This window comes from Clavibacter californiensis (genome assembly GCF_021952865.1).
Lineage (GTDB): Bacteria > Actinomycetota > Actinomycetes > Actinomycetales > Microbacteriaceae > Clavibacter > Clavibacter californiensis.
This window is the reverse complement of the sequence record NZ_CP040792.1, coordinates 2256712-2282781: the sequence shown is the minus strand read 5'-3', so window position 1 is coordinate 2282781 and position 26070 is coordinate 2256712. Positions and strand designations below refer to the sequence as shown.

The window sequence follows — 26070 nt, the reverse complement described above, 5'->3', positions numbered from 1 at the left end:
CCCCCGCCGAGCCGTAATGGAAGGTCCCCCATGAGCACCGCACGCACCGTCGTCGTCACCGGAGGCAACAGGGGGATCGGGTACGCGATCGCCGAGGAGATGCTGCGTCAGGGCCACCGCGTCGCCGTCACCGCGCGCTCCGGCCAGGGCCCCGAGGGCAGCCTGACGGTGCGCGCCGACGTGACGGACGCCGCGTCCGTCGACGCCGCGTTCACCGAGGTCGAGGCCGCGTACGGACCGGTCGAGGTCGTGGTCGCCAACGCGGGCATCACGCGCGACACGCTCATGATGCGGATGAGCGACGACGACTTCACCGAGGTGGTCGACACGAACCTGGGCGGCGCGTTCCGCGTCGTCAAGCGCGCGTCGAAGGGCATGCTCAAGGCGCGCTTCGGTCGCATCGTCCTCATCTCCAGCGTCGTCGGGCTGTACGGCTCCGGCGGGCAGGTCAACTACGCGGCGTCCAAGAGCGGGCTGGTGGGCCTCGCCCGCTCCGTCACGCGCGAGCTCGGCGGCCGCGGGATCACCGCGAACGTCGTCGCGCCGGGATTCATCGAGACCGACATGACCGCGGAGCTGCCCGAGGCGACGGCCGCCGAGTACAAGAAGTCCATCCCGGCCGGCCGCTACGGCACCGCCGCCGAGGTCGCGGGCGTCGTGGCGTGGGTGTCCTCCGACGCGGCGGCGTACATCTCGGGCGCCGTGATCCCGGTCGACGGCGGCCTCGGCATGGGCCACTGACGCCGACCGTCGAGGAGAGCGACGTGTCCGACCTCCTGGCGGCCTGGGGCACGGGTCCCGCCGCGCTCACCGAGCTGGGGGCCACGCACAACCACGCGTACCGGGTCGACGTCGACGCCGGATCCCGGTACCTGCTGCGCCTGCACGTCGCGCGCCGCACGCAGCGCGAGATCGACCTGGAGCTCGACTGGCTCGACGTGCTGGCCGCGCGCGGCGGGCCCTCCGTGCCGGTGCCGCAGCGCACGTGCGATGGCTCCTGGACGGCGACCGTCGAGGTCGCCGTGCCGGACGACGACGAGATCGGCCTCCGCCGTGCGGTGGTGGGCGCGTCGGGCGGACGCGTGGAGCGGCGTCTCGCGAGCCTGCTGACCTGGCACGACGGCGAGATGCTGAGCAGCCTCCCCGCGTCGGCCGATGCGGGCCCGTTCGCCGAGACGCTGGCCGCCCTGCACGCTGCCGGCGCGGATCCCGTCGCCGTCGGGCTCGCGGGCCAGCGTCGCCGCTACGACGCGGACTACGCGACCACCCGCCTGGAGCGCCTGGTCGAGGGCTACCCCGGCATCATGTCCGACGGCTCCACCGCCGACGCGCTGGCCGGCGCGATAGAGGAGCTCCGCGCCACGCTCGCGGAGGCCGGGCCGCCGATCATGGTGCACGGCGACTACCACCCGGGCAACCTGATCCAGGGGCCGACCGGCGTCTCCGTCATCGACTTCGACCGGTGCGGCCTGGGGCCGGCCGGCCTCGACGTGGCCGCCGCGATCATGTACCTCGCGCCCCGCCAGCGCGCCCAGTTCCACCGCGCCTACACGGCGGCGGGCGGCAGCACGGGCGTCCCGGACGAGCGATTCGGCGCGTTCATCTTCCTGGCGTACCTCGACAACGTCACGCACCTGGCGAGCCTGCCGTCGGAGCGGGAGCGGATGCCCGCGAACATCGCGCAGCTCGCGGCGATCGCCCGGGCGGTCGTCACGGGCTGAGGCGAGGACCCGCGCGCCGCGTCAGCGGGGGAGGCCGAGGAGCGCGAGCACCTGCGCGAGGTCGCGGCGGTCGACGCACACGTCGGCGCGCCGGCGGACGGCGGGCTTCGCGTCGAACGCGACCGAGAGCCCGGCCACGGCCATCATCTCGAGGTCGTTGGCACCGTCGCCGACCGCGACGACGCGGGCGAGCGGGATGCCGAGCTCGCGGCTCCACTCCTCCACGGCAGCGCGCTTCGCCGCGGCGTCGATGACCGGCCCCGTGACGCGGCCCGTGAGACGCCCCTCCGCGCTCTCCAGCCGGTTGGCGCGCCACATGTCGAGCCCGAGTCGCTCGGCGAGCGGATCCAGCAGCTCGTGGAAGCCGCCCGACACGACGGCGACGACGTGGCCGGCGTCGTGCAGACCCCAGATCATGCGCTCGGCACCCGGCGTGACGCGGATCCGCGCGCCGACCTTCGCGTGCACGGAGGACGGCAGCCCGGCCAGCGTCGCGACCCGCGAGCGCAGGCTCTCCGCGAAGTCGAGCTCGCCGCGCATCGCCCGGTCGGTGACGGCGGCGACCTCGTCGAGGGAGCCCGCCTCGGCGGCGAGCAGCTCGATGGCCTCGTCCTCGATGAGGGTCGAGTCGACGTCGAGCACCACGAGCATGCGCGGCAGGGCAGGGGTGACGGGCGACGCCGACGGGACGGGCGGCGTCAGCGGGTTGGCGGCGCTCACGGGGTGACGCGCACGCCCTTGCCCACGACGGTGATGCCGCCGTCGGTGACCGTGAAGCCGCGTTCGCGGTCACGAGCGTGGTCGACCCCGACCGTGGCCCCGGCCTCGACCTCCACGTCCTTGTCGAGGATGGCGCGCGTGATCACGGCGCCCGCCCCGATGTGCACCTTGTCGAACACGATGCTGTCGACGATCCGCGCACCCGACTCCGCGATGACCCACGGGCCGAGCACGCTGCGCTCGACGTGGGCGCCGCTGATGACGCCGCCGAGCGAGGTGATCGAGTCGATCATGGTGCCCGTGTTGCCCTGCGCGTCGCGGACGAACTTGGCCGGCGGGCTGTTGAGCTGCTGGCTGAAGATCGGCCAGTCCTTGTTGTAGAGGTTGAACACCGGCAGCGCCGAGATGAGGTCCTGGTGCGCGTCGAAGAACGACTCGATCGTGCCGACGTCGCGCCAGTAGTACCGGTCGCGGTCGTTGGCGCCGGGGACCTCGTTGCGGTTCAGGTCGTAGACGCCCGCGTTCCCCTGCTCGACGAACCACGGCACGATGTCGCCGCCCATGTCGTGCGCGGACTCCGCGTTCTCGCCGTCGCGGCGCACCGCGTCGATGAGCTGGTCGGTGTCGAAGACGTAGTTGCCCATGGACGCGAGCACCTCGCCGGGGGAGTCGTCGAGGCCCTGGGGGTCCTTCGGCTTCTCGAGGAACGCCCGGATCTGGTACGGGTTCGCGGGGTCCACGTCGATCACGCCGAACTGGTCGGCGAGCTCGATGGGCTGGCGGATCGCCGCGACGGTCGCTCCGTGGCCGGACGCGATGTGCGCCTCGATCATCTGGCTGAAGTCCATGCGGTAGACGTGGTCGGCGCCGACCACGACGACGATGTCGGGCTTCTCGTCGTTGATGAGGTTGAGGCTCTGCAGGATCGCGTCCGCCGAGCCGCTGAACCAGCGCTTGCCGAGGCGCTGCTGCGCGGGCACCGACGCGATGTAGGAGTTCAGCATCTGGTTGAGGCGCCAGGTCTGCGACACGTGGCGGTCGAGCGAGTGCGACTTGTACTGCGTCAGCACGACGATCTGCGTGAGCCCCGAGTTGATGAGGTTGGACAGCGCGAAGTCGATGAGCCGGTACTGCCCGCCGAACGGGACGGCGGGCTTCGCCCTGTCCGCGGTGAGCGGCATGAGCCGCTTGCCCTCGCCGCCGGCGAGCACGATTCCAAAGATCTTCTTCGATGCCATTGCCCCAGCGTAGATGCACGTCGGGGCATGTACTAGCGTTCGACCAATGCGAGCAGACGTGATCACCAAGGAATATCCGCCCGAGGTCTACGGGGGTGCCGGGGTCCATGTCACGGAGCTCGTCAAGGCGATGCGGCAGCAGACGGAGGTCATCGTCCGAGCCTTCGGGGCGCCACGTGACGAGCCGGGCGTGTTCTCCTATCCCGTCCCGTCGGAGCTCGCGGGCGCCAACGCGACGCTGCAGACGATGGCTGTCGACCTGGCGATCGCGAGCGACGTGGCGGGCGCCGACGTCGTCCACTCGCACACCTGGTACGCGAACCACGCGGGCCACGTCGCGTCGATGCTGCACGGGATCCCGCACGTCGTCACCGCGCATAGCCTCGAGCCGCTCCGGCCGTGGAAGGCCGAGCAGCTGGGCGGCGGCTACCGCGTCTCCAGCTGGATCGAGCGCACCGCGTACGAGGCGGCCGATGCCGTCATCGCCGTCAGCGACGGCATGAAGCGCGACATCCTCCGCTCGTATCCCGCGCTCGACGAGGCCCGGGTGCACACCGTGTACAACGGCATCGACCTCGAGTCGTGGGCGCCCGTGCACGACGACGACCTCGTGCGCTCGCTCGGCATCGACCCGTCGCGTCCCTCGGTCGTGTTCGTCGGGCGGATAACGCGCCAGAAGGGCCTGCCCTACCTCCTCCGCGCCGCCGCGCTGCTGCCCGCCGACGTGCAGATGGTGCTGTGCGCGGGCGCGCCCGACACCCCGCAGATCATGGAGGAGGTCACGGCTCTCGTCCGGGGCCTGCAGGAGGAGCGCTCGGGCGTCGTGTGGATCGACCGCCTGCTGCCGCGCCGCGAGCTCTCGGCCGTCCTCACGGCCGGCACGGTCTTCGTCTGCCCGTCCGTCTACGAGCCGCTCGGCATCGTGAACCTCGAGGCCATGGCGTGCGGTGCCCCCGTCGTCGGCACCGCCACGGGCGGGATCCCCGAGGTCGTCGACGACGGCGTCACCGGCCGCCTCGTCCCCATCGACCAGGCCACGGACGGCACGGGCACGCCCACGGACCCCGAGCGCTTCGTCCGGGACCTCGCGGCCGCGCTGACGGAGGTCGTCGCGGATCCCGACGCCGCGCGCCGCATGGGGGCGGCCGGCCGCGTGCGCGCCGAGCGCGAGTTCGGCTGGGACCGCATCGCCCGCCAGACCGAGGCGATCTACGCGTCGATCCTGCGCTGAGGGACCGGGCGCCGGCCCCGGCGAGTTCGGCCCGGCGCTCCCCACGGCCGGGCGGGGCGCCGACACGGGCCGGTAGACTCGTGCCCATGAGCCACGTCCTCTCCCTGTCCGGAGTGTCCTTCGTCCGGAACGGGACGACCATCCTCGACCAGGTGGAGTGGACGGTGGACGGCGACGAGCGCTGGGTCGTCCTCGGCCCGAACGGCGCCGGGAAGACGAGCCTCCTGCAGATCGCCTCCGCCATGGCCCACCCGTCCTCCGGCACCGCGACGGTCCTCGACCACGAGCTCGGCCGGGTCGACGTGTTCGAGCTGCGGTCGCGCATCGGCTTCGCGTCCACCGCGATGGCCCGGCGCATCCCCGCCGACGAGACCGTGCTCGACGTCGTGCTCACCGCCGCGTACTCGGTCACGGGCCGCTGGAACGAGGACTACGAGGACATCGACGTGCGCCGCGCCCAGCGCGTGCTCGCGGAGTGGCGACTCGGCCACCTCGAGCAGCGCAGGTTCGGCACGCTGAGCGACGGCGAGCAGAAGCGCGTGCAGATCGCGCGCTCGATCATGACCGACCCCGAGCTGCTGCTCCTCGACGAGCCGGCCGCGAGCCTCGACCTCGGCGCGCGCGAGGAGCTGCTGCAGCTCCTCGGCGGCTACGCGTCGGCGCCCGAGGCCCCCGGCATCGTCATGGTCACGCACCACGTCGAGGAGATCCCGCGCGGCTTCACGCACGGCCTGCTGCTGCGCGAGGGAGCGGTCGTCGCGGCCGGTCCGCTCGCGGACGTCATCACCGCGGACAACCTCGGCCGCGCCTTCGGCCTCGCGCTCGAGGTCACGCACGACGACGGCCGCTTCACGGCGCGCGCCCTCCGCTCCTGACCCCATCGATCGGCCCCCGGCGCGCCTGCCCGTTCGCGGCACCCGTCTGGTAGGCTCGTCCACTGGTCCGGTGATCATCCCGGGCACCCACGCTTCCCACGCAGAAACTCGAACCGACGAAGGACACCCCCCGATGAAGACCGACATCCACCCCCAGTACGCCCCCGTCGTCTTCCGCGACCTCGCCTCGGGCGAGACGTTCCTCACGCGCTCCACCGTGGGCAGCTCGAAGACCATCGAGTGGGAGGACGGAAACACGTACCCCGTCATCGACGTCGAGATCTCGAGCGCCTCGCACCCGTTCTACACGGGCAAGCAGCGCATCATGGACTCCGCCGGACGCGTCGAGAAGTTCAACTCGCGCTACGCGGGCTTTGGCACGAAGAAGTAGCAGCTCCCGCTGCAGCACGAAGGGCGCCCGGCTCCGGCCGGGCGCCCTTCGTCGTATCCAGGCGGGGGAGCGGGGTCAGGACCCGGCGTGCCGCTCGGGCCACGCACCGGACGTCGTGAACGCGGGATCGCGCGTGCGCCGCATGTAGTCCTGGAAGCTCTCCGCCTGCACGCGCGACCAGTCGACCTGGCGGTCGTGCAGGTCCAGCACGGGGATGTCGAGCTGATCGGCGTAGCGGCCGACGATGGCCTGGGCGACCCGACCGGCGGCGATGGCGTCCGCTCCCGCGTCGTGCGCGTCGTCGAGCCGGACGCCGTAGTGCTCCGCGGCGACGGACAGCGTGCGCTTGCCGCGGCGGTAGGTGTCCACGGCCTTGTCGATGACGAGCGGGTCGATGACGGGGCCGGTGTCGCGCAGCGGCTCGACCCCGTGCCGCACGGCCTCCCGGTTGAGGAGCGTGAGGTCGTAGGGCGCGTTGTAGACGACGAGCGCGAGGCCGCGGGCGAACATCTCGCGGATGGTGGTGACGATCTCGAGGACGACCACCGCGGCGTCGCGCCCCTCGGCGCGGGCCCGCTCCGTGGTGACGCCGTGGATGGCGGCCGCGCCCGCGGGGATCTCGACGCCGGGATCCGCGAGCCAGTCGTGCCGCTCGAGGACCTCGCCCTGCGCGTCGAGGACGACGATGCACGCCGTGACGATGCGCGCGGTCTCGACGTCCACCCCCGTCGTCTCGAGGTCGAACGAGGCCAGGGTGTCGTGCCAGCGGGAGGTCATCCTGTAGATGCTACGGGCGACCGCCGATGGCGGGCGCACCCATGTGCAGCCAGTAGAAGCTCTGCGTCGCGAGCGTCAGCGTGAGCCGGCCGTCGTCGCCGACCGTCGGGAAGACGCCGCCGCCGAAGAGGTCGTAGAGCTGGGATCCCGCGAAGTCGGACGCGTCGATCGTGACCGAGACGGGGTTGTGGGCGAACGAGAAGACGCAGAGCACGTCCTCCGCGCGGTCGCCGAAGTGCGTGCCGCTGCCCTCGTAGGAGCGGACGAACGCGAGGACGCTCTCGTGGTCGGTCGGGAGCACGCGGATCGTGCCCTGGCCGAAGACCGGGTGGGCCTTGCGGACGTGGATCACGTTGCGGACCCAGTGCAGGAGGGAGCGCGACTGCGCCAGCTGCGACTCCACGTTGATCTGCGCGTAGTTGTAGACGAGCGACTGCACGACGGGCAGGTAGAGCTTGCCCGGGTCCGCGGTGGAGAAGCCGGCGTTGCGGTCGGGGGTCCACTGCATGGGCGTGCGCGAGGCGTCGCGGTCCGGCAGCCAGATGTTGTCGCCCATGCCGATCTCGTCGCCGTAGTAGAGGAACGGGCTGCCGGGCAGGGAGAAGAGGAGCGCGTGCACGAGCTCGAGCTCGGCGCGCGAGTTGTCGAGGAGAGGCGCCAGGCGGCGGCGGATGCCGATGTTGACGCGCATGCGCGGGTCGTACGCGTACCAGCCGTACATGGCCTGGCGGTACTCCTCGCTCACCATCTCGAGCGTGAGCTCGTCGTGGTTCCGGAGGAAGACGCCCCACGCGGCCGCCTCGGGGATCTCGAACGTCTCGCTCATGATCCGCTTCAGCTCGTCCGCGGTCTGCGAGCGGAGGGAGTAGAAGATGCGGGGCATGATCGGGAAGTCGAACGCCATGTGGCACTCGGGCTCCTCCTCGGTGCCGAGGAACGCGGAGACCTCGCGGGGCCACTGGTTCGCCTCGGCGATGAGGATCCGGCCCGGGTACTCCTCGTCGACCATGGCGCGGAGGCGCTTGAGGAACTCGTGCGTGGCGGGCTCGCCCTCGCCGTTGCCCTCCTCGGTCTCGTAGAGGTAGGGGATCGCGTCGAGGCGGAGGCCGTCGACGCCCATGTCGAGCCAGTGGCGGATGACGCCGTAGATGGCCTCGTGCACCTTCGGGTTGTCGAAGTTGAGGTCGGGCTGGTGCGAGAAGAAGCGGTGGAAGAAGAACTGGCGGCGCACCGGGTCGAAGGTCCAGTTGGACTCCTCGGTGTCGACGAAGATGACGCGGATGTCCTCGTACTTCTCGTCCGTGTCGCTCCAGACGTAGAAGTCGCCGTAGGGGCCATCGGGGTCGGACCGGGACTGCTGGAACCACTCGTGCTGGTCGGAGGTGTGGTTCATCACGAGGTCGATGACGATGCGCATGTTGCGCTCGTGCGACTTGGTGACGAGCTCCTTGAAGTCGTCGAGCGTGCCGAACTCGGGGAGCACCGACATGTAGTCGCTGATGTCGTAGCCGCCGTCGCGGAGCGGCGACTGGAAGAACGGGGGGATCCACAGGCCGTCGATGCCGAGCCACTGCAGGTAGTCGAGCTTGGAGATGAGGCCCTGGATGTCGCCGGTGCCGTCGCCGTTCGAGTCGACGAACGAGCGGATCATCACCTCGTAGAAGACCGAGCGCTTGTACCACTGCTTGTCGAGGGTGAGTCCGGGCAGGGTGATGGGGGCGGTGAAGCTCACGGTTCTCCTCATGGGCGCGACGGGGGCGTCGACTCGGGGTGGGAAGGCTCGTCGCAACTCTAGGCGCGGAAGGCCGGGCGGACGGAGCCCGGCGCGCCCGGGGGCCGGGGCGGCGCCCGCTCGTAGACTCGTCCCCGATGACCGTCCCCTCGCCCTACGCAGCCCAGCTCGACCGCATCCCCGTGGTCCGCCGCACCTTCGACCTCCTCGGGAGCCGCACCGCCTGGTGGGAGTACGGGCCAGCCGATGCCCCGCAGACGCTCGTCGTCGTGCACGGGTTCCGCGGGGACCACCACGGGCTGGAGCCGGTCGTCGCGCAGCTGCCGGACGTGCGGATCCTCTCGCCCGACCTGCCCGGCTTCGGCGACTCGACGCCGCTCGTCGACGCACGGCATGACATCCCCGGCTACGCCGCATGGCTGCGCGCGTTCGTCGACGCCACCGGCACGTGCGACGCCACCGTGCTCGGGCACTCGTTCGGGTCCATCGTCGTCTCGGCCGCGCTGGCTGACGGCCTGCCGAGCCCGCGCGCGGTCCTGGTCAACCCGATCGCCGCGCCCGCGCTCGAGGGGCCGCGCGGGATCCTCACCCGGCTCGCCGTGCTCTACTACCGCGCCGCCGCCGTGCTGCCCGAGCGCGCGGGCTTCGGCCTGCTGCGCAACCGGGCCATCGTGCGCGTGATGAGCGAGGCCATGGCGAAGACGCGCGACCGCTCGCTCCGCCGGTGGATCAACGACCAGCACGACCGCTTCTTCAGCGCGTTCAGCGACCGCCGCGTCGTGCTCGAGGCGTTCCGCGCGTCCGTGTCGTCGGACGCGAGCACCTACGCGCCCCGCGTCGCCGTTCCCGTGCTGCTGGTGGCCGCCGAGCGCGACGACATCACGCCCGTGGCAGCGCAGCACCGGCTGCAGCGCCTCTTCGCCGACGCCCGGCTCGAGGTGATCCCGCGCGTCGGGCACCTCATCCACTACGAGAGGCCCCGGGAGGCGGCCGGCTCCATCCGCGCGTTCCTGGACGAGGGGAGCGCATCATGAGGCTCGTGTTCGACTGCAGGTACACGCGCATCGGCCGGCATGATGGGATCAGCCGCTACGGCGCCGAGCTCGTCGCGCGGCTGGGCGCGCGCTTCGACGTGACCATGCTCATCAGCGACCACCGCCAGCTCGCGCTCCTGCCCGACCTGCCGTGGCAGCTGGTCAGCTCGCCGACCGGGCCGCGCGAGCCGTGGGTCGCCCGACGCGTGTCGCGCATGCGGCCCGACGTGGTCTACAGCCCCATGCAGACGATGGGATCCCGCGGACGCACCTACCCGCTCGTGCTCACGCTGCACGACCTCATCTACTACCGCCACCGGCGTCCGCCGCGCGACCTGCCCGCGCCCGTGCGCGCGCTGTGGAGGGCCTTCCACCTCGCGTGGTGGCCGCAGCGGCTGCTGCTCGACCGGGCCGACGCGATCGTGACCGTGAGCGAGACGACGCGCGGGCTCATCCGCGCGCACCGGCTCACCACGCGGCCCGTGGTCGTCGTGCCGAACGCGGCCGAGCTCGTGCCCGCGCCCGACGGCCGCCCGGACGGGCCGCGCGACGCACCCGTCGAGCGCACGCTCGTCTACATGGGCTCGTACATGCCCTACAAGAACGTCGAGACGCTCGTGCGCGCGGCCGACGACCTGCCCGACCACGAGCTGCACCTCATGAGCCGCGTCGGCCAGGCGGAGCGCGAGCGGCTGGAGGCGATCGCCGACGGCGCGCGGCTCGTCTTCCGCGACGGCGCGAGCGACGACGAGTACGCGTCGACGCTGCGGCGCGCGACGGCCCTCCTCACCGCGTCGCGGGACGAGGGCTTCGGCATCCCGGTCATCGAGGCCATGAGCGTCGGCCTGCCGGTGGTCGTCAGCGACATCCCGATCTTCCGCGAGATCGGCGGCGACGCGGCCGTGTACGTGGAGCCGGACGACGCGGAGGGGTTCGCGGCTGCCGTGCGCGCGCTGGAGGACCCGGACGAGTGGAGGCGCCGGTCGGCGGCGTGCATCGCGCGGGCCGCCGAGTACGACTGGGACCGGTCCGCAGAGGCGCTCGGCGACCTCCTCGAGCAGGTCGCACGCACGGGGCGCCGCGGGGCCTGAGGCCGCGGCGGTCGCCGACCGGTCGTCGTCCGCTCGGGCGCGGCGGACCCGGATCAGGCCCGGCGCGCCGGATCGAGGTCCGCGATGGCTCCGAGGTCGGCCACCCCGCCGAAGCGGAGCAGCGACAGCTCGCCGTCGACCACGCCGAACGTGTGCGCCGAGCCGTTCTCGATCATGGGCCCCGGGCGCGTGCAGAGCGACGCGTCGAGGCTGCGCGCGAGCGCCGCGATGACGCCGCCGTGCGAGACCGCGATGATCGACCCGCCGGGGTGCCGCTCCGCGAGCCGGAGGAGCGCCGCGCCCGCCCGCTCGGTGACGGACTCGACGGTCTCGCGGCCGGGCACGTCGCCGTCCGGGAAGCGCGCCTCGATCTCCGCGTGCGTGAGCCCCTCGGCGAGGCCGTAGCGGCGCTCGGCCAGCGCCGGCTCCGGCAGAGGGCCCGTCGTGGGCGCGCCGCCGAGCGCGAGGTGCTCCGCGATGATCGACGCCGTCTCGAACGCGCGGCTGAGCGGGCTCGCGTGCACCGCGTCCCAGCCCGCGCCGCCCGCGACGGCCGCGGCGAGGAGCGCACCCGCGGTGGCCGCCTGAGCGCGGCCGGTGTCGTCGAGCGGGATGTCGCTGGATCCCTGCACGCGCCGCTCCACGTTCCACGCGGTGCGGCCGTGGCGCACGAGCACGATCCGCGTCACGACGCGAGCTCCGTCGCGATGGCGCGGAGGATCTCGCTGGTGCCGCCCTCGAGGCGCACCGTGGCGCGGGTGTCGCCCTTCGTGGTGCCGCGGTTGAGGATCACGATCGGCATGCGGCTCCTCCGGGCGATCTCGAGCAGGCGGATCCCGGAGTTGACCGCGAGGGACGACCCGGCGATGAGGAGCACGTCCGCGTCGGACACGATGGCGCTCGCCTCGCGGAAGCGCTCGGTGGGCACGAGCTCCCCGAAGAAGACCACGTCGGGCTTGAGCATGCCGCCGCAGACGCTGCAGACGGGGATGCGGAACCGGTCGACGTCGTGCACCTGGGCGTCGCCGTCGGGGTTCAGCTCCACCGCGTCGGGCAGGTCGAGCCAGGGGTTCTCGGCGCTGATGCGGTCCGCGATCGCCGAGCGCGCGTACGCCTGCCCGCAGTCGAGGCAGAGGACGCGGTCGAGCGAGCCGTGCAGGTCCACGACGCGGCGGGATCCCGCGCGCTCGTGCAGGCCGTCGACGTTCTGGGTCACGAGGCCGCCCACCACGCCGGCCGCCTCGAGGTCGGCGAGCGCCGCGTGCCCGTCGTTCGGACGCGCGGAGCTGAAGGCCTTCCAGCCGAGGTGCCCGCCCGCCCAGTAGCGGCGGCGGAAGTCATCGCCTTCGCTGCGGAACTGCTGGAACGTCATGGGGTTCCGCTTCGGGGCGCCCTCGCCGCGGTAGTCGGGGATGCCCGAGTCGGTGCTGAGGCCGGCGCCCGTGAGGACGGCGGTGCGGCGGCCGCGCATCAGCTCTACCGCCGCGGCGATCGTGGACCCCGCGGGGGGTCGGGGTTCGTCACGGAGAGCGGTGCTCATGGGGCCTCCCGGTGCCGAGCTGGCGCCCCGCCGTGTCGGCGGGCGGCGACGGGGCAGGGCATCATTGTCCTGTCGAGTCTAGACAGCGCATCCCCGCGACGGCTCCGCGCGAAGTGGCTCCGCATCCCTCCCCGCGGACCGAGAGAGGACCGGCGTGCACATCCACCGCATCGAGGACCTCTCCTCCCCGGGCCTCGAGGACTACTCGCGCCTCACCGACGTGGCCCTCCGCCGGGTGAGCGAGCCCGCCGGCGGCCTCTACATCGCCGAGTCCACCAAGGTCATGGGCCGCGCGCTCGCCGCGGGGCACGTGCCGCGCTCGGTCCTCGTGCAGGAGCAGTGGCTCGACGACGTCGCCCCGCTCCTCGAGGGCTTCCCGGACGTCCCCGTGTTCGTGGGCGCGGCCGCCGTGCTCGAGCACCTCACCGGGTACAACCTGCACCGCGGGGCGCTCGCCGCGATGCACCGCCCGCCGCTGCCCGCGGTCGCCGACGTGCTGCGCGACGCGCGCCGGGTCGTCGTCCTGGAGGACATCGTCGACCACACGAACGTCGGGGCGATCTTCCGCGCGGTGGCGGGGATCGGCGCCGACGCCGTGCTCATCACCCCGCGCTGCGCGGATCCGCTCTACCGGCGGAGCGTGCGCGTCAGCATGGGCACCGTGCTGCAGGTGCCGTGGACCCGGCTGCCCGAGTGGTCGGAGGCCGCGCCGCTGCTGCACGAGGCCGGCTTCCACCTCGCGGCGCTCGCCCTGGAGGACGACGCCGTCACCCTCGACGCCTTCGCGGCGGATCCGCCCGAGCGGATCGCGCTCGTGCTCGGCACGGAAGGCGACGGCCTCAGCCGCCACGCGCTACGCCACGCCGACTCGACGGTCGTGATCCCCATGCTGCACGGCGTGGACTCGCTGAACGTGGCAGCGGCGAGCGCCGTCGCGCTCTACGCGCTGCGGGTCCCCGCGTGAGCCGCGTCCGCCGCGTCACCCTCGCGGGCGTCGCCGCGGCGCTCCTCGTCTCGGCGGGGGTGTACGTGCCCGTCACGCTCACGGCGGATCCGCCCGCCGCGGTCGCGCAGGTCGACGCGCCGCAGCCGGTCGTCAACGTGCCGACGCCGGAGACCTGGCCGGGCGACGGCGTCTCGGCCGTCGGCGCCGTCGGCTTCGACGGCGTCCTCGCGACGAACGAGGCCACGCCCGTGTCCCGGCCGATGGCGAGCATCACCAAGACCGTGACCGCGCTCGTGGTGCTCCGCGCGAAGCCCCTCGCCCCCGGGGAGGACGGGCCGCAGGTCACCTTCACGGCCGAGGACGAGGCGCTCCGCGGCGAGATCCTCAAGCAGGACGGCATCGTCGAGCCCGCCGTGCCGGGCACGAGCCTGTCGCAGCGGGACCTCCTGGAGGGCGCCCTGCTCGCGAGCGCCAACAACTACGCGGCGGCGCTCGGGGTCTGGGCGTACGGCTCGAACGACGCCTTCGTCGCCGCCGCGAACGCCTGGCTCGCCGACGAGGGGCTCACGGGCACGCACGTCGCCGACGCGATGGGGCTCTCGCCGGAGACCGTGAGCACGACGGCCGACCTCGTCCGCATCGGCGAGATGGTGCTGGCCGATCCGGTGCTCTCGGGCATCGTCGACCAGCGCAGCGCCGACGTGGCGGGGGTGGGGACCGTGGAGAACCGCAACCTGCTGGCGGGCGTCCCCGGATTCCGCGGGATCAAGACCGGCACGCTGGAGCAGGCGGGCAAGTGCCTGCTCTGGGCGGTGGACACGAAGGTGGGCGACCGCGACGTGACCATGGTCGGCGTGACGCTCGGCGCGAAGGACCACGTCGAGCTCGCCCGGCAGGTGACCGCGCTGTTGCCGACGGTCACGGCGAACCTGCACGTGGTGCAGGTGGCGTCCTCGGGGGAGCCGTTCGCCGACTACACGACGGCCTGGGGTGCGACAGCGCAGGCCGTCGCCACCGAGGACGAGTCGCTCCTGGTGTGGGGCGACACGCCCGTGACGACGACCGTCGAGGCGTCCGGATCCGGGGAGGCCGCCGCCGGCACCGAGGTCGGCGCGGCGACCGTCACGGCGGGGCAGCAGACCGTTCGGGTGCCGCTGGCGCTCGACCGCGCGATCCCGGGACCCGACGGCTGGTGGCGCCTCGGCAACCCGGGCGCGCTGCTCGGCTGAGGTCCCGCCGGCCCGTCAGCTGCCGGCGTCCACGCGCGACAACGGCGACGCGTCCGGCCGCTTGGCGGTGCGCCCGTCGCCCGAGGACTGGTGGCGCAGGCGCCGCAGCACCCACGGCACGAAGTACGAGCGCGCCCAGTCGATGTCGCCCGCGCGCGCCTGGCTCCAGGTGCGCGGCGGGAGCGGCTCGGGCTTCAGCGGCTCGAGATCGTTCTCGACGGCGAGCGCCTGCAGCACCATGCGCGCGACGGTGTGGTGCCCGAGCGGCGCGAGGTGCAGACGATCGACGTCCCACATGCGCGGGTCCTGGATCTCGGTGAGCGACCACTGGTCGGCCACGATGCAGTCGTGCCGGGCGGCGACCGCACGGATGTCCTCGTTGTAGATCGCGACCTTGCCGCGCAGCCGCCCGAAGACGGGGGAGAACTTCACGTCGGTGCCGGTGAAGAGCACCACGGTCGCACCCTCGGAGGAGAGCCGGGCGACCATCTGGTCGAGGCGCTCCGCGAGGCGGTCGGGGTCGGCGCCGGGCCGGAGGATGTCGTTGCCGCCCGCGGAGAGCGAGACGAGGTCGGGGTGCAGCGCGAGCGCGGGCTCGACCTGCTCGTCGGCGATCTGACCGAGCAGTCGCCCGCGGATCGCGAGGTTCGCGTAGGAGAAGCCCTCGACCTGGCTGGCCAGCACCTCGGCCACCCGGTCGGCCCAGCCGCGGTGCCCGCCGGGGCTGCCCGGCTCGGGGTCGCCGATGCCCTCCGTGAAGGAGTCGCCGAGGGCGACGTAGCGGCGCCAGGGGTGGGGCTCGGTCATGCGGGTCCTTCCGGGTGGGTCGATCCCATCATAGGAACGCCCTCGGGCGGCCCCGGGAATGCTGGCTCGCATCCGTTTGTTGAGCATTCAAGCAATAGGATGCACCACCCGAGGAACGAGGACCCATGCCCGACCTGCTCTCCGCCGCCACGACCATGGGACCCGTGACCCTCCTGGTCGGCGACCTCGACCGGATGACCGCCTACTACCGCGACGCCGTGGGGCTCGAGCAGCTGCACGAGGGCACGGAGTCCACGACGCTCGGGCGCGGGGGAGTGCCCGCGGTCGTCCTCGAACCCGCGAGCGGCCTCGACCTGCCGAGCCCCGGGAACGCCGGCCTCTTCCACACGGCCGTGCTCTTCGACGAGCCCGCCGCGCTCGCCCGCTCCGTCGCCTCGCTCGCGCAGCGCGCCCCCGGCACCTTCACCGGCAGCGCCGACCACCTCGTGAGCCGCGCGTTCTACTTCACCGACCCCGAGGGCAACGGCGTCGAGCTGTACACCGACCGTCCGCGCGACGAGTGGACGTGGCAGGACGGCCGGATCGTCATGGACTCGCTCCGGCTCGACCCGAACGCGTTCCTCCGGGACGAGCTCGCACCCGTCTCCGACGCCGCCTCCGACGCGGCCGGCATCGGCCACGTGCACCTGCAGGTGGGCGACACGGAGCAGGCGTCCGCCTTCTACGTCGACACGCTGGGCTTCGAGCTCGTCGCGGGCTGGCACGGATCCGCGATCTTCGTCTCCGCGGGCGGGTACCACCACCACATGGCCATGAACACGTGGAACAGCAGGGGCGCCGGCCGCCGTCCCGCCACGCTCGGGCTCGGCACCGTGCGGATCGAGGTCCCCACGCGCGACGAGGTCGAGGCGGTGGACGCGCGCCTCCGCGCGTCGGGCGTCGCCACGCGCGACGACGGACGGGAGCTCGCCTTCGAGGACCCGTGGGGCAACGCCCTGGTGCTGTCCGCCGCCTGAGCGCCTGCACCCGGCGGGTCGCACGACGGGCGGGCGGGGGAGACTGGGCGCATGACGCCCGACGCCCCGGCCGACCTGCCCGATCCGCTCGCGCACCTCGACGAGGCGCTCCTCGCCCGGATCCGCTCCCGCGCCCCCGGGTACGACGCCCGCAACGCGTTCTTCGCGGAGGACCTCGACGAGCTGCGCGCCGCCGGCCACCTCCGGCTCCTCGTGCCGCGCGACCTCGGCGGATCGGGGGCCTCCCTCTCCGACGCCGTGCGCGCACAGCACCTCCTCGCGCAGGCGGCGCCCGCCACGGCGCTCGGCGTGGGCATGCACCTCGTCTGGACTGCCGTCGCCCGGATCCTCGCCGACCGCGGCGACGACTCGCTCCGCGGCGTCCTCGAGGACGCGGGGCGCGACGAGCTGCTGGCCTTCGCGATCAGCGAGCCCGGCAACGACCAGGCCCTCGCCGACGCGCTCACGCGGGCCGAGCCCGACGCGGACGGCGGATGCCGGTTCACGGGCACGAAGTCGACGTCGAGCATGGCGCCCGCGTGGACCCGGCTCGGCCTCTTCGGGCGCGACGACACGGATCCGGAGAGGCCGCTCCTCGTGCACGCATTCGTGCAGCGCGACGCGCCCGGCCTCGAGATCGTGCCCGACTGGGACACGCTCGGCATGCGGGCGACGCAGAGCCACACGGTGATCCTCCGCGACGCGCGCGCTGAGCCCGCCGACGTGGTCCGTCGGCGCGAGCACGGCCGCCGCGACGACCCGTTCGTCCTCGCCGTGCTGCAGGCGTTCGAGCTGCTCATCGCCGCCGTGTACGCCGGGATCGGGCAGCGCGCGCTCGACCTCGCCGTCGAGTCGGCGCTCCGCCGCACCTCGCGCGCGGCCGGCGGTGCCGCGCTCGCGGCCGACCCCGGGATCCGCCACCTCGTCGCGGAGGCCGCGCTCGCGCAGGACGCGCTCCTCCTGCAGCTCACGGCGCTCGCGGACGACGTCGACCGCGGAGTGGACCACGGCGACCGGTGGGCCTCGCTCCTCGTCGGGGCGAAGGTCCGGGCGACCCGCACGGCGGCCGATGTCGTGCAGCGGGCGATCGCGGTCGCGGGCGGCGGATCCCTCCGCACGGGCGACGAGCTCGGCCGCCTGTACCGCGACGTGCTGGCCGGCGGCTTCCACCCGTCGAGCGACCGCCAGGCCGCCGAGACCATCGCGACGACGCTGCTCGGGCCGGTCCCGCGCGCGTCCTGAGGGGCCGCTCGACGGACGGAGGAAGCCGATCCGGGCGCCTCGCGCCGCGACGCGCCCGGACCGTCTCGGAAGCGCGGATCCGCCCGTCTCGCGCCGCGCCGACCGGAGGCCGCGGACGACGCGGATCCGCTCGCCGCGACGTGCCGGGACGGCTCCGCGATCGACGGGAGCGTCCCCCGGTGCGGGTATCGTGAGGTCGAGTGAGCACCCATCCGACCCCTCCACCGCACGTCGGATCCGCCGCGGCCGAGCACCTCTCGCCGGCCTTCCCGGAGCGAGCCGCCTGGGGCACCGTCAGCAAGCTGCGGGCCTGGCAGGAGGAGGCCCTCACCGCGTACTTCGAGAAGGAGCCGCGCGACTTCCTCGCCAACGCGACCCCGGGCGCCGGCAAGACCACGTTCGCGCTCCGCCTCGCCTCCGAGCTCCTCCACCGGAAGACCATCGACCGGATCACCGTCGTCGCGCCCACCGAGCACCTCAAGAAGCAGTGGGCCGACGCCGGCGCACGCGCGGGCGTCCGCCTCGACCCCATGTACAGCAACAGCTCGGGCGCCCTCGGCAGGCATTACCACGGGGCCGCCGTGACCTACGCGCAGGTCGCCGCCAACCCCTACCTGCACAAGACCATGACCGAGTCGAGCCGCACCCTCGTGATCCTCGACGAGGTCCACCACGGCGGCGACGCGCTCAGCTGGGGCGACGCCATCCGCGAGGCCTTCGAGCGCGCGACCCGCCGGCTGTCGCTCACGGGGACGCCGTTCCGCTCCGACACCGCGCCCATCCCGTTCGTCAGCTACCTCCGCGACCACCGCGGCGTCCGCCTCTCGCAGACCGACTACGACTACGGCTACTCACGGGCGCTCGCCGACGGCGTCGTGCGGCCCGTCATCTTCCTCGCCTACGCCGGCAGCATGCGCTGGCGCAACAAGATGGGCGACGAGATGGAGGCGCAGCTCGCCGAGGGCAACACGAAGGACATCACCTCCCAGGCGTGGCGCACGGCGCTCGCCCCCGACGGCGAGTGGATCCCGCAGGTGCTCGCCGCCGCCGACCGGCGCCTCAGCGAGGTGCGGCAGTCCATCCCCGATGCCGGCGGGCTCGTCATCGCGACCGACCACACGACCGCGCGCGCCTACGCCGCGATCCTGCAGCGGATCAGCGGGCAGCCCGTCACCCTCGTGCTCTCCGACGACGTCGAGGCGAGCGCCAACATCGACCGCTTCTCGGCGAGCACGTCGCGCTGGATGGTCGCGGTGCGCATGGTCTCCGAGGGCGTCGACGTCCCGCGGCTCGCGGTAGGCGTGTACGCCACCAGCGCGTCCACCCCGCTGTTCTTCGCGCAGGCCATCGGCCGCTTCGTGCGGGCCCGCCGCCGCGGCGAGACCGCGTCGATCTTCCTGCCGAGCGTCCCCAACCTCCTCGTCCTCGCCAATGAGCTCGAGCGCCAGCGGGATCACGCGCTCGACCGCGACTCCTCGAAGGAGGGCGACCTCTACAACCCCGAGGACGCCATGATGGGCGAGGCGAACCGCAGCGAGAAGGGATCCGACTCCCTCCTCAGCGAGTTCTCCTTCGAGGCGATGGGATCCGAGGCGACCTTCGACAAGGTGCTCTTCGACGGCGCCGAGTTCGGGCAGATGGCCGACGTCGGCAGCCTCGAGGAGGAGGAGTTCATCGGCCTCCCCGGGATCCTCGAGCCCGAGCAGGTGCGCGAGCTCCTCGCCCAGCGCCAGCACCGGCAGTCGAGGCACGCGAGCGAGCGCGAGCGCAAGCAGGCGGAGAGCGGCGCCCCGAAGGACCCCGACGACATCCCGCTGTACCGCACGCTCAAGGAGCAGCGGCAGCTCCTCAACAGCCTCGTCGGCATGCGCGCGAAGCTGCACGGCGAGCCCCACGGCCTCGTCCACGCCGAGCTCCGCCGTGTGTGCGGCGGGCCCGCGGTCGGCCAGTGCAGCGTGACGCAGCTGCAGCAGCGCATCGACCAGCTCCGCAGGTGGATGCGCAGCTAGCGCGCGCGAGGACGGACTGGGGGCAGCTCCGCAGGTGGATGCGCAGCTGGAGCGCGCGGGTGGACCGGGGCAGCTCCGCAGGTGGATGCGCAGCTAGCGCGCTCGGGTGGACCGGGGCCGCGCCGCAGGTGGATGCGCAGCTGGAGCGCGCGAGGACGGACCGGGGCAGCTCCGCAGGTGCATGCGCGGCTGACGCGCATTCACCCGCGGAGCGTCCCTATGGCGCGGTGACGAACCCGTGGTCGACCATGAACTCGAAGGCGACGTCCGCGGGCTCCTCGCCCTGGTCGTCGACGCGGAGGTTCATCTCGCGGAGGGCGTCGTCGGTGATGACGGGGGAGATCCGGTCGAAGACGTCCTGGAGCCCCGGGTACTCGGCCAGGGTCGCCGAGTCGAGCACCGGCGCGACGTTGTAGGCCGGGAAGAAGCCGAGGTCGTCCTGGAGGATCGTGAGGCCGAGCTTGTCGATGCGGCCGTCGGTCGTGAAGACCTCGCCGAACTCGCACGTGCCGCGATCCGTCGCCGTGTAGACCGCGCCCGTGTCGAAGATCGACACGTTGCCGTCGGGCACGCCGTCCGCCGATCCGCGCGGGATGCCGTAGGTCTCCAGCAGCGGCGACAGGCCGTCGGAGCGCGAGTTGAACTCCGCCTCCACGCAGAACGTGCGCTCGTCCACCGGCAGGTCCTTGATCTGCGAGAGCTTCGTGATGCCGAGCCTGTCCGCCTCCTCGCTGCGGATGGCGAGCGCGTACGTGTTGTTGAGCGGCGCCGGCGTCAGCCAGGTGAGCCCGTTGGCCCCGTCGGCGTCGCGCACGGCCTCGTACTGGGCGCGCTGGTCCGGGATGCCCTTCGGCTCGCCCAGGTAGCTGAGCCACGCGGTGCCGGTGTACTCCCACGTCATGTCGGCGCCGTGGCTCGTCATGAGCTCGCGGGCCGGCACGCTGCCGGGCACGTTCGTCTGGTCGGTGACGTCGAACCCGGCCGCCTTCGCCGCGATGACGGCGATCTTGCCGAGGATCAGCTGCTCGGTGAAGTTCTTCGACGTGACCGTGAGATGCGCGCCGGCCGGCAGGTCGAGGGGCTGGATGGAGCCCGGCGCCGTGTCCGGCACGTACGCCGTCGCGGGCTGCAGGCCGCAGCCGGTGAGCGTCGCCAGGGCGGCGGTCACTAGCGCGGGCACGCCGAGCGCGCGGCGCAGGCGGGCGGAGCGGGGGAGGGTCGTCACGGTCAGAGTCCCTTCGGGCGGGCGACGTGCTCGACGACGCGGCCGAGCCAGTCGATGGCGAGCGCGAGCAGCGAGATGAGGAGCGCCCCCGAGATCAGCACGGGGTAGAGGTAGAGGTTGACGCCGGTGGTGATGAGGATCCCGAGCCCGCCGCCGTTGACGAACGCGGCGAGCGCCGCGGTGCCGACGAGCAGCACCAGGGCGGTGCGGATCCCGGCGAGCATGACGGGCACGGCCAGCGGGAGCTCGATGCGGAACAGCACGGACGCGCGGCTCATGCCCATGCCTCTGCCGGCCTCGACGAGGCGCTCGTCGACGCCGCGGATCCCGATCATGGTGTTGCGCAGCACGGGGAGCGCGGCGTAGAGCACGAGGGCGACGAGGCTGGCGATGAAACCACTGCCCGTCATCACCATGCTCAGCAGCACGACGAGCCCGATCGCCGGAGCCGCCTGCCCGAAGTTCGCGACCGCGAGGACGGGCGCGGAGTAGCCGCGGAAGCGACCGCGGGTGAGCAGGACGCCGAGCGGGACCGCGATGAGCAGCACGACGACGGCCGCGGAGAAGGTGAGGCCCAGGTGCTCCAGGGTCGCCTTGCCGAGCGCGCCCGGCGCGAGCGTGGTGCGCTCGACCGCGGTGAGCGGGGCGACGGCGAGCCACACGAGGTACCCCGCGAGGACCGCCGCGATCGCGACGGGTTGCGCGACCAGCCCGCGCCAGCTCTGCGCACCGCCGACGGCGTCGGTGCGGGCCTCGGTCACGGCGCTCATCCGGCCTGCCCGTCGTGCGCGGCGGGGGAGTCGGCGGCGGGGGATCCGGCGGACTGCTCGGCCCGCGCGGCGTCGGCGCCCACGGTGCCGATCGTGCCGGTGTTCGTGCCGACCGGAGCGCCCTCGACGCCACCGGCCGCCGAGGCGCGGGCGCTCGTGATGGCGTCCATGACCGTCTCGACGTCGATCACGCCGAGGAAGGCCCCGCCGCGCCCGGTGACGAGCGCGGCGCCGGCGCTCGAGACGAGCATGGTGTCGAGCGCGTCGTTGAGGGTCGCGCGGTTGCCGATGACCGGCAGCCGCGGCTCGGGGACCCCGCCGACGACGTCGATGCGGCCGAGCTGGCGGCGCGACGGCCACTGGATCGGGCGCTTCCTGGCGTCGACGACCACAGCGTGCTGGTGGCCGACCTCGTCCATCCGGGCGAGCACGTCGCGCGCGGCGTCGCCCGGGTGCGCGATGACGGCGTCGGCGAGCGGCACCTCGTCCACGCGGCGCAGCGTCAGCTGCTTGAGGCCGGCGCCCGAGCCGATGAACTCCTCGACGAACGCGTCGGCGGGCTCGGCGAGGATCCGCTCGGGGGTGTCGTACTGCACGATGCGCGCGCCCTCCGCGAAGACGACGATCCAGTCGCCGAGCTTCACGGCCTCGTCGAAGTCGTGCGTGACGATGACGATGGTCTTCTGCAGCTCGGCCTGGATGCGGATCAGCTCGTCCTGCAGGCGCTGCCGGGTGATCGGGTCCACCGCGCCGAACGGCTCGTCCATGAGGAGCACGGGCGGGTCGGCCGCGAGCGCGCGGGCCACGCCGACGCGCTGCTGCTGGCCGCCCGAGAGCTCCTTCGGGTAGCGGTCGCGGTACTGCTCGGGGTCGAGCGAGACCAGCTCGAGCAGCTCGTCGACGCGGGCGCGGATGCGGGCGGCGTCCCAGCCGAGCATCTTGGGCACCACCGCGATGTTCGCCGACACGGTCATGTGCGGGAAGAGCCCGCCTGCCTGGATCACGTAGCCGATGCGGCGCCGCAGCTCGTCGCCGTCGATGGCCGTCACGTCCTCGTCGCCGAGGACGACGCGGCCCTCCGTGGGCTCGATGAGCCGGTTGATCATCTTCAGCGTGGTCGTCTTGCCGCAGCCGGACGGGCCGACGAGCATGACGATCTTGCCGGCCGGGATCTCCAGCGTGATGCCGTCGACGGCGGGCTTGGCCTGTCCCGGGTACCTCTTGGTGACGCCGTCGAGCAGGATCGAACGGCCGCTGATCTCGGGGGTGGTGGTTGTCTCAGACACGGATGCCTCTCGGAGTGGTGAGCCGGCCGATGCCGACGAGGACGAGGTCGAGCAGGAGGGCGAGCAGGACGACGCCGATGACGCCCGTGAGGACGGACTCGGTCGCGTTCGCGCCGCCGAGGCGGGAGAGCCCGGAGAAGATGAAGCCGCCGAGCCCGGGGCCGAGCACGTAGGCGGCGACCGCGGCGATCCCCATGACCATCTGCGCGGACACGCGGATGCCGCCGAGGATGACGGGCCAGGCGAGTGGCAGCTCGACGCGCAGCAGGGTGCGGACGCGCCCCATGCCGATGCCGCGTGCGGACTCCACGATCGCGGGGTCGATCCCCGTGAGGCCGACCACCGCGTTGCGCAGGATCGGCAGCACGGCGAAGAACGTGACGACCGCGACGGCCGGCGCGACGCCGAACCCGAGCGGCGCGATGAGCAGCCCCACCAGCGCGAACGCGGGGAGCGTCAGCCCGATCGCCGAGACGCTGTTGGCCAGCGAGCTCAGCGGGCGGCTGCGGTAGACGAGCGCCGCGATCCCCACGGCGATCACGGTCGCGAGCGCGAGGCACTGCACCACGAGGCTGAGGTGCTGCCACGCGGAGAACGCGATCTGGTCGGCGCGGGAGGACAGGAAGTCCCACATGTCGGTCTCCTCAGGATGTGTCGGTCACCGGGAGGGGCATCGGCGGTGGCTCACCTTACGCAGGCGACCCGGATGCGCGAAGTTCGCCAGCGGCCGCCCCGCGGTGGTATCCCGCGCCCGGCGCGGGCGGGCGCGCGCGCTGTCGTGATGTACCGGCGACCGCGCACGCGCGCTCGGGGGTCGTCCAGGCGCGCTCGCATACGCTCGTGATCCTGGGAGCCGCCCGACCGGTTCCCGCGAGGAGCCACCGATGCCCGTCCCGTCGCGCGATGCCGACGCGTACGCCGTGCTCGGCGTCGAGCCGTCCGCGTCGCAGGACGAGATCCGCCGTGCCTACCGTCGCCGCGTGCGGGACGCCCACCCCGACATGGGCGGCAGCGCCGACGCGTTCCAGGCCGTGCGCGACGCGTTCGAGGCCGTGGGCGATCCCGAGAGCCGCGCCCGCTACGAGCGCACGCTCCGCGAGGCCCCGGCCCCGGAGGATCCCGTCGGGCGCGCGCACCCCGCATCCCCGGGCTCCACATCGGCCGGCGAGGCGTGGGACCCGGCGTCCCGCCGCGGCCGTCCCGGGGCGCCGCGCGCCCGTCCCGCCGCGCGCACCCGCAGCTTCGGGCACCCGGGCGGCTTCGCCCGGCTCCGCTACCTGGCCCTCGTGCGCGAGTGGCTGGCTGATCCCGCGGAGCCCTCCGTTCCCGCCGCTCCCGTCCCGCCCCGCGGGGGCGCGGCGCTGTCCGACCGGCCGGAGCCCTACGTCCGGCGTGCGCGCGCGATCGCACCGCCCGTGCTCGGCGTCCTGCTCGCCCTGACCCTGCTCGTCTCCGGCCTGGGCGCGCTGGCCGCCGCCGTGGGCCTCGTCGTGGGCGCGGCCGCCGGCCTCGCCGCCGCGGGTCCGATCGGACGCGCCTGGTTCCGCTCCGAGGAGCCGCGACGCCGCGCGGCGGAGCGGCTGCAGCAGGAGGCCATCGCGCACGAGCGGGCCCTCCGCGCCTACCCCGACCTCATGGCCGCCTACAGCGCGCGACTCGCCCGCCTCGAGGGGCTGCGCCGGCGCTTCGAGGCCGACGCGTACGCTCCGGACCTCGTCGCCGAGGTGCCCGCGGCCGCCTCCGAGGCGCTGCGGGCCGCCGTCGCCCAGGAGGAGACCGCGCGCGAGCTGATGGAGCTCGGGCCGTCCTACGCGTTCTGGAACGGCGTGGCCGTGCCGCGCTCGGGCGACGCGATCGACCACCTCGTGCTCGGCCCGCAGGGGCTCGTCGCGGTCGAGTCGGTGCCCGCGGGATCCGCCGGCGCCACGGATCCGTCGGCGCGCGACGCCGCGCTCCGCGGTCTCGACGGCCGCGCCCGTGCCCTCGCCCGCGAGATGGACGTTCCCGTGGTCGGCCTCGTGCTCTCGTTGCCGTCCGGGGTCCTCGGCGCCGCGCCCGTCGTCCTGCACGCGGCCGACGATCCGCACGCGCTCCCTGCCTACGCGGTCGCCCGCACGCTGCTCGCGGACCACGTCGCCGCGGGACTGCCCGGTCTCCACGCGATGGATGCGGAGCGCCTGCTGGCGGTCCGCACGCGCCTCGTGCTCGACGCGCGCTTCGTCTAGCGTCCGGGTCAGCGGGGGAGCGGGACGTCCAGATCGCCCGCGCGCACCATCCACTCGACGGCCTCGCGCGCGGCCTGCTCGCTCGTGAACCGCGGCGCATAGCCGAGGACGTCGCGGGCCTTGTCGATGCTCGCGACGTGGCTGCGGCTCAGGTGCTCCCAGCTGGCGTCGGCGTGACCAGGCTCGGTGCGGGCGCGGAACCCGTCCCAGTCGAGGTGCTCCAGCTCGGGCTCGCGGCCGAACCAGGCGGCTGCCGCGCGGGCGAAGCCGCGCACCGAGAGCGCGCGGTCCGAGACGGCGTGGAAGCTCTCGCCGACGCTCGTCTCGCGGTTGGCGATCGCGAGCTGCACGACCTGCGCGACGTCGTCGGCGTGCACGTGGTGCATCGTCTCGCTGCCCGAACCCGGCACGGCGAGCCGGCCGCCGGTCGCGAGCGCGGTCCACACCCCGGGGTCGAGGTTGCCCAGGGGCGTGATCACGGGCCAGCCGCCGCCGCTGATGTGACCCGGGTGCACCACCGTGCAGGGCACGCCGCCCGACCGCGACTCGGCGATCAGGTAGCGCTCGATCTCCGCCTTCTGCACGCCGTACTCGCCGAACGGCTCCTTCGGGTCGTCCTCCCGCAGCGGCAGGGCGGTGCTGAGGCCGTGGGTCCAGATGCTGCCGATGTGCACGAGGTGCCGCACGCGTCCGCGGAGCCCTTCGACGAGGTGGCGCGCCGATTCCGGCGTGAAGCACACCAGGTCGACGACGACCTCGGGGGACAGGGCGGCGATCCGGTCGGCGAAGGTGCCGGCGGCGTCCTCGGCGTCGCGGTCGACGCGCACGCGCTCGACGCGGTCCCACAGGGGCGACTCGCGGTAGGGCTCGCGGGTGCCGCGGCTCACCGCGACGACGTCGTGACCGGATTCGACGAGTCGGGGGACGAGGAAGGTCCCGATGTGGCCGGTGGCTCCGATGACGACGACACGCATCCCGTCACCCTACGCCGCGCCGGATGGCCG

The 26070-nt window shown here is 73.4% G+C and carries 25 protein-coding genes; 13 read left to right on the top strand and 12 right to left on the bottom strand.

Annotated elements, in window-relative coordinates; all coding sequences use genetic code 11:
• The first annotated feature begins 30 nt into the window (after positions 1-30).
• Complete coding sequence (gene fabG, locus FGD68_RS11040) at positions 31-741, top strand: 3-oxoacyl-ACP reductase FabG (RefSeq protein ID WP_119372160.1); 711 nt, start codon at positions 31-33, stop codon at positions 739-741.
• A 23-nt stretch (positions 742-764) separates the two neighbouring features.
• Positions 765-1721 carry a phosphotransferase enzyme family protein gene (locus tag FGD68_RS11035; protein ID WP_104234758.1) on the top strand — a complete coding sequence of 319 codons (957 nt, stop codon included), beginning with the start codon at positions 765-767 and terminating at the stop codon, positions 1719-1721.
• A gap of 21 nt (positions 1722-1742) precedes the next feature.
• Here the strand turns inward: FGD68_RS11035 and serB are convergent, their stop codons facing one another.
• Both serB and FGD68_RS11025 read right to left on the bottom strand, forming a co-directional pair.
• Entirely contained in the window at positions 1743-2441 is a 699-nt protein-coding gene (gene serB / locus FGD68_RS11030) for a phosphoserine phosphatase SerB (protein WP_220452691.1), read from the bottom strand.
• Complete coding sequence (locus FGD68_RS11025) at positions 2438-3679, bottom strand: glucose-1-phosphate adenylyltransferase (RefSeq protein ID WP_119372159.1); 1242 nt, start codon at positions 3677-3679, stop codon at positions 2438-2440. Before FGD68_RS11025 ends, serB begins: the two co-directional genes overlap by 4 nt.
• Positions 3680-3725: 46 nt before the next feature.
• On the opposite strand from FGD68_RS11025, the gene glgA reads away from it, so the two are divergent.
• The 3 genes from glgA to FGD68_RS11010 all read left to right on the top strand — a co-directional run bounded on the left by glgA (position 3726) and on the right by FGD68_RS11010 (position 6176).
• A complete protein-coding gene (gene glgA / locus FGD68_RS11020; RefSeq protein WP_237609445.1) occupies positions 3726-4910 on the top strand; it encodes a glycogen synthase in 1185 nt (394 codons plus the stop codon).
• 86 nt (positions 4911-4996) lie between these two features.
• Entirely contained in the window at positions 4997-5785 is a 789-nt protein-coding gene (locus FGD68_RS11015; protein ID WP_104234755.1) for an ABC transporter ATP-binding protein, read from the top strand.
• A 133-nt stretch (positions 5786-5918) separates the two neighbouring features.
• A complete protein-coding gene (locus FGD68_RS11010) occupies positions 5919-6176 on the top strand; it encodes a type B 50S ribosomal protein L31 (protein WP_086513528.1) in 258 nt (85 codons plus the stop codon).
• Positions 6177-6251: 75 nt separating this feature from the next.
• Here FGD68_RS11010 and FGD68_RS11005 read toward each other — a convergent pair whose 3' ends face one another.
• Positions 6252-6953 carry a 3'-5' exonuclease gene (locus FGD68_RS11005; protein ID WP_119373247.1) on the bottom strand — a complete coding sequence of 234 codons (702 nt, stop codon included), beginning with the start codon at positions 6951-6953 and terminating at the stop codon, positions 6252-6254.
• A 10-nt stretch (positions 6954-6963) separates the two neighbouring features.
• Positions 6964-8697 carry a maltose alpha-D-glucosyltransferase gene (treS, locus tag FGD68_RS11000; RefSeq protein WP_174239530.1) on the bottom strand — a complete coding sequence of 578 codons (1734 nt, stop codon included), beginning with the start codon at positions 8695-8697 and terminating at the stop codon, positions 6964-6966.
• 125 nt (positions 8698-8822) lie between these two features.
• Here treS and FGD68_RS10995 point away from each other — a divergent pair, with 125 nt between their 5' ends.
• Positions 8823-9719 carry an alpha/beta fold hydrolase gene (locus tag FGD68_RS10995; protein WP_119373248.1) on the top strand — a complete coding sequence of 299 codons (897 nt, stop codon included), beginning with the start codon at positions 8823-8825 and terminating at the stop codon, positions 9717-9719.
• Positions 9716-10810 carry a glycosyltransferase family 4 protein gene (locus tag FGD68_RS10990; protein ID WP_119373249.1) on the top strand — a complete coding sequence of 365 codons (1095 nt, stop codon included), beginning with the start codon at positions 9716-9718 and terminating at the stop codon, positions 10808-10810. The genes FGD68_RS10995 and FGD68_RS10990 overlap by 4 nt, the downstream gene beginning before the upstream one ends.
• A 53-nt stretch (positions 10811-10863) precedes the next feature.
• Here FGD68_RS10990 and FGD68_RS10985 read toward each other — a convergent pair whose 3' ends face one another.
• Both FGD68_RS10985 and FGD68_RS10980 read right to left on the bottom strand, forming a co-directional pair.
• A complete protein-coding gene (locus tag FGD68_RS10985) occupies positions 10864-11499 on the bottom strand; it encodes a histidine phosphatase family protein (RefSeq protein WP_104234751.1) in 636 nt (211 codons plus the stop codon).
• Positions 11496-12350 (bottom strand): Sir2 family NAD-dependent protein deacetylase, encoded by an 855-nt coding sequence (locus FGD68_RS10980; RefSeq protein ID WP_119373260.1) that lies wholly within the window; start codon positions 12348-12350, stop codon positions 11496-11498. The genes FGD68_RS10985 and FGD68_RS10980 overlap by 4 nt, the downstream gene beginning before the upstream one ends.
• Positions 12351-12504: 154 nt before the next feature.
• Between FGD68_RS10980 and FGD68_RS10975 the strand changes: the two genes are divergently transcribed.
• Positions 12505-13314: a TrmH family RNA methyltransferase gene (locus FGD68_RS10975; protein ID WP_119373261.1), complete on the top strand. Its 810-nt coding sequence runs from the start codon at positions 12505-12507 to the stop codon at positions 13312-13314.
• Positions 13311-14525, top strand: coding sequence for a D-alanyl-D-alanine carboxypeptidase family protein (locus FGD68_RS10970; RefSeq protein WP_119373262.1), 1215 nt, complete (start codon positions 13311-13313; stop codon positions 14523-14525). Before FGD68_RS10975 ends, FGD68_RS10970 begins: the two co-directional genes overlap by 4 nt.
• Positions 14526-14540: 15 nt before the next feature.
• Here FGD68_RS10970 and FGD68_RS10965 read toward each other — a convergent pair whose 3' ends face one another.
• Complete coding sequence (locus tag FGD68_RS10965; protein ID WP_119373263.1) at positions 14541-15332, bottom strand: SGNH/GDSL hydrolase family protein; 792 nt, start codon at positions 15330-15332, stop codon at positions 14541-14543.
• 125 nt (positions 15333-15457) lie between these two features.
• Here FGD68_RS10965 and FGD68_RS10960 point away from each other — a divergent pair, with 125 nt between their 5' ends.
• The 3 genes from FGD68_RS10960 (at position 15458) to FGD68_RS10950 (ending at position 19560) form a co-directional block, all read left to right on the top strand.
• Positions 15458-16309: a VOC family protein gene (locus FGD68_RS10960; protein ID WP_104234747.1), complete on the top strand. Its 852-nt coding sequence runs from the start codon at positions 15458-15460 to the stop codon at positions 16307-16309.
• 51 nt (positions 16310-16360) lie between these two features.
• Entirely contained in the window at positions 16361-17551 is a 1191-nt protein-coding gene (locus FGD68_RS10955; protein ID WP_237609444.1) for an acyl-CoA dehydrogenase family protein, read from the top strand.
• Between the two features lie 200 nt (positions 17552-17751).
• Complete coding sequence (locus tag FGD68_RS10950) at positions 17752-19560, top strand: DEAD/DEAH box helicase (RefSeq protein ID WP_104234744.1); 1809 nt, start codon at positions 17752-17754, stop codon at positions 19558-19560.
• A gap of 217 nt (positions 19561-19777) precedes the next feature.
• Here the strand turns inward: FGD68_RS10950 and FGD68_RS10945 are convergent, their stop codons facing one another.
• Genes FGD68_RS10945 through FGD68_RS10930 form a run of 4 tightly spaced genes read right to left on the bottom strand, consistent with a single transcriptional unit; the run spans position 19778 to position 23475 of the window.
• Positions 19778-20785 carry a glycine betaine ABC transporter substrate-binding protein gene (locus tag FGD68_RS10945; protein WP_119373140.1) on the bottom strand — a complete coding sequence of 336 codons (1008 nt, stop codon included), beginning with the start codon at positions 20783-20785 and terminating at the stop codon, positions 19778-19780.
• Between the two features lie 2 nt (positions 20786-20787).
• On the bottom strand, positions 20788-21555 hold the full coding sequence (locus FGD68_RS10940; protein WP_104234742.1) for an ABC transporter permease: 768 nt from the start codon (positions 21553-21555) through the stop codon (positions 20788-20790).
• On the bottom strand, positions 21552-22841 hold the full coding sequence (locus FGD68_RS10935; RefSeq protein WP_119373139.1) for an ABC transporter ATP-binding protein: 1290 nt from the start codon (positions 22839-22841) through the stop codon (positions 21552-21554). Before FGD68_RS10935 ends, FGD68_RS10940 begins: the two co-directional genes overlap by 4 nt.
• Positions 22834-23475, bottom strand: a complete 642-nt coding sequence (locus FGD68_RS10930) for an ABC transporter permease (protein ID WP_104234740.1) — start codon at positions 23473-23475, stop codon at positions 22834-22836. The genes FGD68_RS10935 and FGD68_RS10930 overlap by 8 nt, the downstream gene beginning before the upstream one ends.
• 250 nt (positions 23476-23725) lie before the next feature.
• Between FGD68_RS10930 and FGD68_RS10925 the strand changes: the two genes are divergently transcribed.
• A complete protein-coding gene (locus FGD68_RS10925; RefSeq protein ID WP_237609443.1) occupies positions 23726-25066 on the top strand; it encodes a J domain-containing protein in 1341 nt (446 codons plus the stop codon).
• Positions 25067-25074: 8 nt separating this feature from the next.
• On the opposite strand, the gene FGD68_RS10920 is transcribed toward FGD68_RS10925, so the two are convergent.
• Positions 25075-26040 (bottom strand): NAD-dependent epimerase/dehydratase family protein, encoded by a 966-nt coding sequence (locus FGD68_RS10920; protein ID WP_104234738.1) that lies wholly within the window; start codon positions 26038-26040, stop codon positions 25075-25077.
• Between the last annotated feature and the right edge of the window lie 30 nt (positions 26041-26070).

What these genes read in the sequence shown, in the direction of transcription:
- FGD68_RS10980 (WP_119373260.1), bottom strand. Translation starts at nt 12,350, where the DNA reads ATGAGCACCGCTCTCCGTGACGAACCCCGACCCCCCGCGGGGTCCACG.
- FGD68_RS10960 (WP_104234747.1), top strand. Translation starts at nt 15,458, where the DNA reads ATGCCCGACCTGCTCTCCGCCGCCACGACCATGGGACCCGTGACCCTC.
- FGD68_RS10995 (WP_119373248.1), top strand. Translation starts at nt 8,823, where the DNA reads ATGACCGTCCCCTCGCCCTACGCAGCCCAGCTCGACCGCATCCCCGTG.
- FGD68_RS10965 (WP_119373263.1), bottom strand. Translation starts at nt 15,332, where the DNA reads ATGACCGAGCCCCACCCCTGGCGCCGCTACGTCGCCCTCGGCGACTCC.
- fabG (WP_119372160.1), top strand. Translation starts at nt 31, where the DNA reads ATGAGCACCGCACGCACCGTCGTCGTCACCGGAGGCAACAGGGGGATC.
- treS (WP_174239530.1), bottom strand. Translation starts at nt 8,697, where the DNA reads ATGAGGAGAACCGTGAGCTTCACCGCCCCCATCACCCTGCCCGGACTC.
- FGD68_RS11025 (WP_119372159.1), bottom strand. Translation starts at nt 3,679, where the DNA reads ATGGCATCGAAGAAGATCTTTGGAATCGTGCTCGCCGGCGGCGAGGGC.
- FGD68_RS11010 (WP_086513528.1), top strand. Translation starts at nt 5,919, where the DNA reads ATGAAGACCGACATCCACCCCCAGTACGCCCCCGTCGTCTTCCGCGAC.
- FGD68_RS10925 (WP_237609443.1), top strand. Translation starts at nt 23,726, where the DNA reads ATGCCCGTCCCGTCGCGCGATGCCGACGCGTACGCCGTGCTCGGCGTC.
- FGD68_RS10940 (WP_104234742.1), bottom strand. Translation starts at nt 21,555, where the DNA reads ATGAGCGCCGTGACCGAGGCCCGCACCGACGCCGTCGGCGGTGCGCAG.
- glgA (WP_237609445.1), top strand. Translation starts at nt 3,726, where the DNA reads ATGCGAGCAGACGTGATCACCAAGGAATATCCGCCCGAGGTCTACGGG.
- FGD68_RS11005 (WP_119373247.1), bottom strand. Translation starts at nt 6,953, where the DNA reads ATGACCTCCCGCTGGCACGACACCCTGGCCTCGTTCGACCTCGAGACG.
- FGD68_RS10930 (WP_104234740.1), bottom strand. Translation starts at nt 23,475, where the DNA reads ATGTGGGACTTCCTGTCCTCCCGCGCCGACCAGATCGCGTTCTCCGCG.
- FGD68_RS11015 (WP_104234755.1), top strand. Translation starts at nt 4,997, where the DNA reads ATGAGCCACGTCCTCTCCCTGTCCGGAGTGTCCTTCGTCCGGAACGGG.
- FGD68_RS10955 (WP_237609444.1), top strand. Translation starts at nt 16,361, where the DNA reads ATGACGCCCGACGCCCCGGCCGACCTGCCCGATCCGCTCGCGCACCTC.
- FGD68_RS10920 (WP_104234738.1), bottom strand. Translation starts at nt 26,040, where the DNA reads ATGCGTGTCGTCGTCATCGGAGCCACCGGCCACATCGGGACCTTCCTC.
- FGD68_RS10990 (WP_119373249.1), top strand. Translation starts at nt 9,716, where the DNA reads ATGAGGCTCGTGTTCGACTGCAGGTACACGCGCATCGGCCGGCATGAT.